The sequence below is a fragment of the Chryseobacterium contaminans genome, from assembly GCF_001684955.1.
Taxonomy (GTDB): Bacteria; Bacteroidota; Bacteroidia; order Flavobacteriales; family Weeksellaceae; genus Chryseobacterium; species Chryseobacterium contaminans.
The window spans coordinates 1-9,942 of sequence record NZ_MAYF01000043.1 but is presented as its reverse complement, the minus strand read 5'-3'; the positions used below and the strand labels follow the sequence as shown (position 1 = coordinate 9,942).

At 36.3% G+C, this 9,942-nt stretch carries 5 protein-coding genes; 4 read left to right on the top strand and 1 reads right to left on the bottom strand.

Features of this window, described 5'->3' with window-relative positions; translation table 11 throughout:
- Nucleotides 1–606: 606 nt before the first annotated feature.
- The 4 genes from BBH99_RS04020 to BBH99_RS04005 are packed head-to-tail and all read left to right on the top strand — an operon-like array spanning nucleotide 607 to nucleotide 9,374.
- On the top strand, nucleotides 607–4,500 hold the full coding sequence (locus BBH99_RS04020; RefSeq protein WP_066692304.1) for a response regulator: 3,894 nt from the start codon (nucleotides 607–609) through the stop codon (nucleotides 4,498–4,500).
- A gap of 13 nt (nucleotides 4,501–4,513) precedes the next feature.
- Nucleotides 4,514–4,870: a response regulator transcription factor gene (locus BBH99_RS04015; RefSeq protein ID WP_066692301.1), complete on the top strand. Its 357-nt coding sequence runs from the start codon at nucleotides 4,514–4,516 to the stop codon at nucleotides 4,868–4,870.
- An 8-nt stretch (nucleotides 4,871–4,878) separates the two neighbouring features.
- Nucleotides 4,879–5,946 (top strand): HEAT repeat domain-containing protein, encoded by a 1,068-nt coding sequence (locus BBH99_RS04010; RefSeq protein WP_066692298.1) that lies wholly within the window; start codon nucleotides 4,879–4,881, stop codon nucleotides 5,944–5,946.
- The gene (locus tag BBH99_RS04005; RefSeq protein WP_066692295.1) at nucleotides 5,940–9,374 is read left to right on the top strand and encodes a sulfatase-like hydrolase/transferase; all 3,435 of its coding nucleotides are present in this window, start codon (nucleotides 5,940–5,942) and stop codon (nucleotides 9,372–9,374) included. The genes BBH99_RS04010 and BBH99_RS04005 overlap by 7 nt, the downstream gene beginning before the upstream one ends.
- Before the next feature lie 4 nt (nucleotides 9,375–9,378).
- Here the strand turns inward: BBH99_RS04005 and BBH99_RS04000 are convergent.
- A partial coding sequence (locus BBH99_RS04000; RefSeq protein WP_123872988.1) for a YaiO family outer membrane beta-barrel protein occupies nucleotides 9,379–9,942 on the bottom strand: 564 nt, incomplete at its 5' end.

Here is a 9,942-nt window from a genome sequence, read left to right as displayed (position 1 = left end):
AAAATCATTTTTATTGATTTATTTCTTTTAAAAGTGAAAAATTAATGATTTAAGTTTAAAGTAATCTGGTTTTGGTCTGTTAAAAATAGAGCATTAAACATAGTGGTTTTTAAAATTATCTGTAAACAAAATTATTGACTAGAAAAGTAATCCTATAAATTCCGGATCTTCAAAGAAGATGAAAACTATATCTCTTTTTGTATAATTTAATTTATTTAGGTTGATTAACCCAGGATTATATAAACAAAAAATCCCCGAATGACTTCGAGGATAAAAACTAATAACCATGAAAACTCAAATTAAACATGAGAATCGGGTGCAAATTTAATACAAATTTAATTACTGGGCAATTGTAGTTATCAATCAGTTATATAATCAAATTCATTTTTTATATTTTTATATCGGAAAACTATTTTAAAGTCAAATAATGAAAAGATGCCTAAGTAGCTTTAGATTTAATGATATGCTTGTTCAAATAAAATAATATCTACAATCAAATAATATGTAATCACGTAGTAGTGATATTTGTTTAATTATTTTCAAAAATTACCCATAATAACAATTTTCTGAGTATATTTAACCTAATAATGAAATATTGTTAATAATATGAATAATTATCCAGTTCCTGACAATGAAAAAGGTCGAATTAAAAAGTTGGAACTGTTTGATCTTCTGAGTTTACCAAAAGATCCCCAGTTGGATGTCTTTGCTGAAACAGCATGCTTGATTACCGGCTGTTCCAATGCGCTTATTGCCATTATGGAGAGTGAAACTCAGATTATACAGAGCTGTATAGGTATTGATTTGGATTCTGTGGAACGTAAAAATACCGTTTGTCAGTACTCTGTTGCAAGTGGTGAAGCAGTAGTTATTAATGATACGCTTTTGGATGAAAGGTCCTCTAGTAATTCAATCATTCTAGCAGCGGGAATCCGTTTTTATGCCGGAATACCTCTTGTTGATGATGAAGGATTTACATTGGGAACACTTTGTGTCTTTGATTATGAAACCAAATCTTTATCTGAAAGCCAGATTTCCACCCTTACAAAAATAGGAGAAGCCGTTACCAAAATTTTAATGGGAAGGAGAAGAAATATCCAAGCAGAATATTTCCAGCAGATTTTTGATATTTCCAATAATCTGATCTGTGTATTGGATAACCAATTTATTATTAAAGATATAAATTCTGCTTTCGAAAAAGCGTTTAAGTTTGAAAAGGGACAGGCAGTTGATCTGAATTTTTTAACATTAGTAGGAAAACATGATCAGGAGCTTAAGATACAGAAAGGATTGGTTCAGACTGAGGAAGGTCTGGCTTTCACTACCTCTACAAAAACCGGAGATTCCGAGAATATAATCATAGAATGGTATCTGAAGCGGAATCAGGACCAATCTGAAATTTTTTGCTTCGGAATCAATATCACTCAACATATTGAAGAAAAGCTCCAGTTGGAGAGTTCAGAACGCCGTTTCAGAGGCTTTTTTGAAAATGCTATCGGGCTGATGAGTATGCATGACATGGAGGGTAATATTCTTGAAGTTAATGAAAAAGGAAGAGAAATCTTACATTATTCTGCAGAAGAAGTTAACGGACTGAACCTCAAAGATCTTGTCCCTGAAAAAAACTGGCCTTTGCTTGAGGATTATTTGAAGAGCATCAATCAAAACAAGGAAGTTTCCGGCACTATGATTCTGAAGACCAAGGAAGGGGAAGAGCTGATCTGGATGTACCATAATCTGGTGGAAATCAATAAAAATGATGAACCTTATGTAGTGAGTACAGCATTGAATGTAACAGAAAGAATAAAGCTGGAAAGGGATCTGGTTTATGCGAAAAAAATGCTTGAACAAACCAGTGCTGTAGCCCAGGTAGGAGGCTGGGAAGTAGATCTGAAAAATAACTCCGTATTCTGGTCACGAACAACAAAAGAGATTCATAAAATAGATGCTGAGTTTCAACCTGATTTTAATAATGCATTGGGATTTTATAAGGATGAAGACCGGGAAAGAGTAGAATATTTGTTCAATAGAGCTGTAACAGAAGGAATACCTTATGATGAAGAATTCCAGCTTGTACGCAATGACGGCATTACCATTTGGGTGAGAGTAAAAGGGATTCCGGAATTTGAAGAAGGAGCATGTACCAGAGTATTCGGAATTATTCAGGATATTGACGCATTTAAAACGATATATCTTGAACTGGCAAAGAAAGAAGCCATGATGCAGTCTTTTGCTACCTATGTTCCTGTTGCTGTGGCAATGTTTGATAAGGAACTTAATTACCTGTCTGTAAGCAGCAGCTGGAAAGAGGAGTTCCATATGAATGACAGGGAACTTATTGGGAAAAATATTTTTGAAATCTCTCCCAATGTACCTAAAGAAAGAAAAGACATATATTTCAACGCTTTAAAAGGTAAAGCCTATAAAAATGAGAATTTTATAGTAGAAACAGAGCATAAAGAAGAACTTCAGCATTATGATCTGGAAGTAAGGCCATGGTTTCTTTCTGATGGAGTTGTGGCAGGGGTAATTATATCTGCCCAGAATATTACTCAGGCTGTAAAAACAAACGAAGAACTTAAAAATGCCAAGAAAATGGCAGATATTGCCAGCAAAGCAAAATCCGAATTTTTAGCCAATATGAGCCATGAGATCCGGACTCCACTGAATGGAGTTATCGGCTTTTCAGAACTTCTGTTGAAGACCCCTTTGAATGAAGTACAAAACCAATATCTTAACTATATCAATGAATCAGGGGAAAACTTGTTAACCATCATTAATGATATTCTTGATTTTTCTAAAATAGAATCCGGTAAAATGGAACTCCATATTGAGAAATCCAATGTATATGATCTGGTGAGCCAGGTAATTAACGTTATCCTTTATCAGTCCCAGAAAAAGGACATTGAGCTGCTTTTGAATATAGAACAGGGATTGCCGAAAATTATATGGCTTGATGAATCCAGGCTGAAGCAAATCCTTATTAATCTTTTGGGGAATGCCGTAAAATTTACAGAACAGGGTGAAATAGAACTGAAAGTAGAAAAGCAGCAAATGAAAGAAGGTAATATATCATTGCGATTCTCAGTAAGAGATACCGGCATTGGAATTCCCGATGAAAAACAGCAGCATATCTTTGATGCTTTCACACAGGAGAACAGCTCTATCAGTAAACGGTATGGAGGAACAGGGCTTGGGCTTACCATTTCAAATAATATCCTGGGATATATGGGAAGCCGTCTTCAATTGAAAAGTACCCTGCAAAAAGGGTCTGTATTTTTCTTTGATATTGAAGTTCCTTATGAAACTCCTGAAACAAACGAAGATGAGGAACTTAAAATACAAAAAGTACTCATTGTTGATGATAACGAGGCTAATAGAATCATTCTCCAACACATGCTGGCCTACAAAAAAATTGAATCTAAATTAGCCGCTAATGGGATGGAGGCTCTTCAGATTTTACTGGCAGGAGAACGTTTTGATGTTATTTTAATGGATTATCATATGCCGGTTATTTCAGGGTTAGAAACTATAGAAAAAATTAAAGCGCTGTTCAATAATCAGAATGAAGCTTCTCCATTAGTTATTCTGCATACCTCTTCAGAAGAGCATGATGTTATCAATGCTTTCCGCCAGGAAGAAAATTCCTTTTTTTTATTGAAACCCATACGCTCAGAAGATTTGTATAAAACATTGAAACGGGCAATTGAGCATAATGATAAAGAAGTGGAAATTGTCCCTCAGGAATTAAATTCTTCCATATCTATGCCTGATCTTAAGGTTTTATTGGTGGATGATAATCCGGTCAATATGGTCCTTAATCATAAAATGATGAAATCTCTCATTTCAGATGTTCAGCTTACCGAGGCTGTTAACGGCCTGGAAGCATTGGAGCAATGTAAAAACAATGATTTTTCCCTTGTATTGATGGACGTACAAATGCCGGTAATGGATGGGATTGAAGCTACAACACAGATTCGTTTACTTCCGGGATATCTTGATATTCCGATTATCGGGGTTACTGCCGGAACTCTGTTGGGAGAAAAAGAAAAATGTCTGGAATCCGGAATGAATGATTTCCTTCCTAAACCTTTGCGAAGAGCAGACCTATTAGAAATGCTGAAAAAATATATTTTGAATAGCAAAGATGTTGCCGAAAAAAAGGGGGAATCCAATCATTATCTTGATATGAATGTACTGAATGAGCAAACAGGAGATGACGAAGATTTTAAAAAAGTATTTTTAAATCTGGTCATCAGTGAGCTTGAACAGACAAGACATAATATTAATTCTGCGGTTGCAGAAAAAAATACAAATGATGTAAAGAGGATTCTTCATAAGCTCAAAGGGACTTCCGGAACGGCTGGTTTAGTTAAACTTGCAGAAAAGGTTTTATACTGGGAGCGCAGAACAGAAGAAGATATGGATTTCCCTTCTATGCAAAAGGAGGTTCTTCATGAAATATCCATCGGATTGAATTTAATAAAAGCTTTAATATAAAAAAACAAAAACTATGTTGATTTTGATTGCTGAAGATGATGAACTGATTCTCAAAACCATTGAACATAAATTATTGAAAGAAGGGCATGAGGTTATTCTTACCCGCAACGGAAAAGAAGCTATCGAAACTCTGAAGGAAAAAGACGTAGATCTGGCAATTACCGATATTATGATGCCTTTTGCCTCGGGAATTGAAATACTGTCTGCTATTCAAACCATGGGGAAACAACTTCCGGTGATTATGCTGTCTGGTATGGGACAGGAGGAAGTGGTGCTTAATGCCTTTGATCTGGGAGCCTCGGACTTTATTGTGAAACCTTTCAGTCCCAATGAACTGATGTTAAGAATCAAAAGATTTATGCCTAAATAAAATTAAGTATGCTGCTCACTACATCTGTACATTTTCTTTTTCTGGTATTCCTTGGAATGCTTTCATTAGTACTGGTATTAATTATCATCGTACTTTTTTACAGCTTTTTACAGTACAGAGAAGGTATGCGGGTGTCCGGATGGATAAAGATTATTGATGCAAAGATATCAGAAGCCATTGTATATGATGAGCAGGAGCTTTCTTCCGATATCCATTTCAAAAAACTTGCTGATAATTCGTCTTTCAGGAAGCTTTTTCTGAACAAGCTGGTAGATTCTGAAAAGAAATTTTCAGGATCAGCGAAGGAAAGAATAAAAGATCTGTTTAAACAATATGGGCTTTATCGTGAAGCTATGCACAAACTGGAACAGAAAAAAACATATCTGATTGCAGGAGGAATACAGGAACTTACGGTAATGGATTCAAAAGAGGCTATCCCAAAGATTGCTTCTTTTTTATCACACTCTTCTGAACAGGTCTACCAGGAAGCACAGTATGCTATGGTGAGTCTGAAAGGATTTGATGGACTTGGATTTTTGAGTACAGCATCAGGTAAAATATCAGAATGGCAGCAACTGAGATTGCTCCTGTCTGTTACAAAAATACCTGATGATTCTGAAGCAGCTATTGAAAGCTGGCTGAAAAGCAACAATGCCTCTGTCATTATTTTCACTCTTAAATTACTAAGAAAATTTCAGTTGCTTTCTTTTTATTCTATGGTGATTTCCTTGATGGAACATTCATCTGTTGAGGTCAGGGCACAGGCTGTACAAACTCTATTATCATTGGAAAACCCTTCAACAATTCTTCAGCTTATTGAAATGTATTCAGGACAGCCCGTAGAAGTTAAGCTTGAGATTCTTCGCGTGATGAAAATTTCAAAAGATAAGGCCTGTGTTGATTTGCTTAAAGAAGAACTGGAGAATAGCCCTGTTTCAGGAATTAAAGTACAGGCTGCAGAAGCTCTCTTCTCATTAGGACAACAGGAATATTTATGGAAGTTGATACAGGATGAATCATCATCTGAAGAATTAATTCAAATTGTTAAATACGCACTTCAGGAAAAAGTATGCTAGAATTTTCACATATCATCTATGAAATTGTCATATGGCTGTTCCTTGTATATGGAACTGCTGTAACACTTATTTATGGTTGGATCGGAATCTATGCGTTAGGTGCTGTGCTTCGGTATAAAAAAGAAAATACATTTACAGATTACAGTATTATAGCGGCCAATCCCAATGCTCCTGTTTTCAGTCTTATTGCTCCGGCTTATAATGAGGGAATGACCATTGTAGAAAATGTAAGGTCATTATTATCCCTTTACTATCACAATCTGGAGATTATCATTGTAAATGATGGGAGTAAAGATGACTCTTTACAGAAACTCATAGAAGCCTACGAGTTAGAATGTATTTCCTTCTTTGTGCAAGGGAAAATTGAAACCAATAAAGTAAGAGGTATTTATAAAAGTAAAAATCCTGCCTTTAAAAAACTGATTATCGTAGACAAGGAAAATGGTGGAAAGGCTGATGCATTGAATGTCGGAATTAATGTTTCCTCAGGAGAGTATCTGGTTTGTATTGATGTAGACTGTATCCTTGAACAGGATGCGATCCTGAAGCTGGCAAAACCTTTTTTACAGCAAACTGACAAAAAAATTATAGCCTGCGGAGGTGTTATCCGTCTTGCTAACAACTGTGTTATTGAAGATGGGAAGGTAGTAAGTGTGAATATGCCCAAAACATTATTGGGAAGAACTCAGGCTTTAGAATATATAAGGGCTTTTGTACTGGGAAGGATGGCCTGGTCACGAGCTTCCGGATTAATCCTGATATCCGGCGCATTTGGTGTTTTTGACAGAAAAATTGTGCTGGAATGTGGTGGCTATGATAAAAATACAGTAGGAGAGGATATGGAGTTGGTAGTTCGTATGCGAAAGTATATGGAAGAAAGGAAAGAACCTTATGAAGTTTGTACTATCCCGGATCCATTGTGCTGGACGGAAGTTCCTGAAAGCAAGGATATTCTCCGGAAACAAAGGAACCGATGGATGCGAGGAACAATGGAAACGTTATGGAAGCACAGGAAACTGATGTTCAATCCTAAATATGGAAAATTAGGAATGGTAAGCCTTCCGTATTGGTTTTTCTTTGAGTTTTTAGGTCCATTGGTGGAATTTTCAGGGTATATTATTTTCATTGTTTTTCTTTTATTGGGAATCATTAACTGGCCGTTCTTTGCTATTTTATTTGCTCTGGTCATTTCTATGGGATTCCTCTATTCTATTTATGGGATATTGGTAGATCTAGTAAGCTATCAGGTCTATACTAAAAGAAAAGACTTTATCAGGTTGATAGGAACTGCTTTTTCAGAACCTTTTTATTTTCATCCTATTGTAGTGAAAGCAGGAGTGAGCGGATTTATAGACTATTTCAAAAAATCACACGGATGGGGAGAAATGAAAAGACAAGGCTTTAATCAGAATATTCAAAACTTGCCTTTTAAAGAAAGAATCTCAGCAATTCTTCAGAACGGACTTAAAAAATGGGGAATGTTCTCTGGTGTTTTCCTGCTGTTATTTTTAATTGGAGTAGTTGCTGAATGGCTGTGGTACAGATATTCTCTTCCGGGATTGGATGCTCAACTTATTGTGGGTAATCTTTTCCTGAAAAATATCTTGTTTGCGTGCAGGTTAATATTTGGTTTGGGGATTATTTATCTTATTATTAATTGCATAAAAGAAAGCTGGGCCAAGACTGTAGCTTTAATGGTGTCAGCCTTTGTGGTCATTATGCAGTATATTCTGTTTCTGTATTTTTCCGAAACTCAGAATACGTTAGGCGCAGATTTTTTATACTACAGTAAAGAAGAAATAGAACAAATTCTGAAGGCTAGCGGAATGTTTAATTTTAAGAATTTTGCTCTTTTGATACTTCTGATGGGAGCTACCATAATTCCGTTATGGATTGCCGGGAAATCAGCATTGAAATCAATGTATATAGGAATAGCTTTCCTTTGTATAGGGGCGGCTGCATTCTTTATTCCGGACACGATTTTGCAGTCTGAAAAATTGAATCAGGCCAATACCTTTACCCAAACCGCAGCAAACAGTAAGTGGGCTTATTTCTTTAAGTCTAATGAAGATAACTTTATCAGTGAACATCCGGAAATTACAGATTTGCTGGAAGGCGAAGATCATTTTACGGCTAGCCCTGAAGCTTTAGATCAGGCATTTCCTTTCTGGAGAAAAGAAAATACACTGGACTTTCTGGGCTCTTACCTTAATCCATCCATCAAAACTCCTAACCTTGTTTTTATAGTGCTGGAGGGCTTTGGCCATGCATATACCTCACCCAAAGGATATATCGGGAATTTTACTCCTTTCCTGGACTCACTGTCTCAGAAAAGTTTATACTGGGAAAACAGCCTGAGTTCAGCAGGAAGAACATTTGGAGCTTTACCTTCATTAACGGGATCTCTTCCTTTCGGAAAAAATGGATTTCTGGAGATTGAAAAAACTCCGGAAAATTTTAATCTTTATAATATTCTAAAAGCGAATAACTTTGAAACAGGATTCTTCTATGGTGGAAATGTATCATTTGACCGCTACAGGGAATTTCTGGAATACAGTAAAGTAGATCATATTGTAGATAAGTCATCATTCGGAAGCCCTTATCAAAAGCTTCCGGCCAATAATGGTGAAAGCTGGGGATATGAAGACCAGGCTGTTTTCAGTAAGATGCTGGAAGGAAAAGGGCTGCAGGAACGTCCTTATTTTGACATGATTCTAACTCTTTCCACCCATAATCCGTTTTTGATTAACAACCGAAGCCGCTATGAGAAGCTCTACAATGAAAAGCTGAAGTCTAATTTATTGTCTCCCCAACAAAAAAAATGGGCTGAAGGTTTTAAGAATCAGCTGATCTCTGTGCTGAATGCAGATGACGCTTTAAGGAACTTTTTTGAGAGCTACCGTAAACGTCAGGACTTTGAAAATACAATCTTCGTAATTACCGGAGATCATAGTATGCCGGAAATTACCATACAATCTAATATTGACAGATTTCACGTACCATTACTGATTTATTCACCTTTGCTTAAAGAACCGAAGCGTTTTCAGAAAACAGTCAGCCATTTTGATGTCGCACCATCTATTTTGGCTTATTACAGGAATAATTATAAAATAAATACACCTTCAACGGTTACCTGGGTAGGAAGAGGGCTGTCTGCCGATTCAGAAGCCGCTAAAGCAGATATTCCAATCATGCAGAGTAAAGACATGATGGTGGATTTTGTTTCCGGAAAATATTATCTTCATGATGGGCAATTGCTTATGATTAACAACTCCGGATCAGATTCATATCAGGATGATGCGGTATTGAAGACTGTTAGCCAGCGTTTCAGTCAGTTTAAAAATATGAATTCAAGATTTTATAGCTCCCAAAAACTGATGCCGGATTCCGTAATGACCAATTTTATGAAAAAAAGAAATACAAGATAAAAGGTTAGAACTTTCTGGTGTATCCCAATGTGATATCAAACTGGCTTCCGGTGGTATTTGGCAGGTATTCCTGGTTGTAATACATGGCTCCCAGCGAAAAAAGATTTCTTTTTACAGAAAAATTATATTCAGCTCCCACCTTGAATGTTTTCAGTTTGTAGGTCTCATTTTCTAAGAGATTATTGCGGCTTTCTTCCGGGCTTATCCCCGTACCGATCTGGAAAGCGAAATAATCCTGTGCACTTTTGGTATAATACCTTACCGTTGCGGTGTAGGAATGTGAAATATTTTTGTTATCCGGCGTAATATAAGTTCGAAGGTTAAACCAGAAATTTTTATAATATTTTCCTACAGCAGCTGTATACATCCATATGCTGTTGCTGAAATAAAGCTGTCGGTAACCAATCTCAGCCTCAAAACTATGAGGTAAATTAGCGTTTAAAGAAACTCCTGTACGGTATTTCGGAAAAAGCCCAACATCATTAGAGTAACCTCCGCCAACATAAAGATAAAATGTTTTAGATAACCTTGGGTAGGCCTCCAGTTCAATCTGTGTTCCATTTTGAGC

Bases quoted from the DNA above. Each gene is read 5' to 3' on its own strand.
- BBH99_RS04020 (WP_066692304.1), top strand. From the start codon at position 607: ATGAATAATTATCCAGTTCCTGACAATGAAAAAGGTCGAATTAAAAAG.
- BBH99_RS04015 (WP_066692301.1), top strand. From the start codon at position 4,514: ATGTTGATTTTGATTGCTGAAGATGATGAACTGATTCTCAAAACCATT.
- BBH99_RS04010 (WP_066692298.1), top strand. From the start codon at position 4,879: ATGCTGCTCACTACATCTGTACATTTTCTTTTTCTGGTATTCCTTGGA.
- BBH99_RS04005 (WP_066692295.1), top strand. From the start codon at position 5,940: ATGCTAGAATTTTCACATATCATCTATGAAATTGTCATATGGCTGTTC.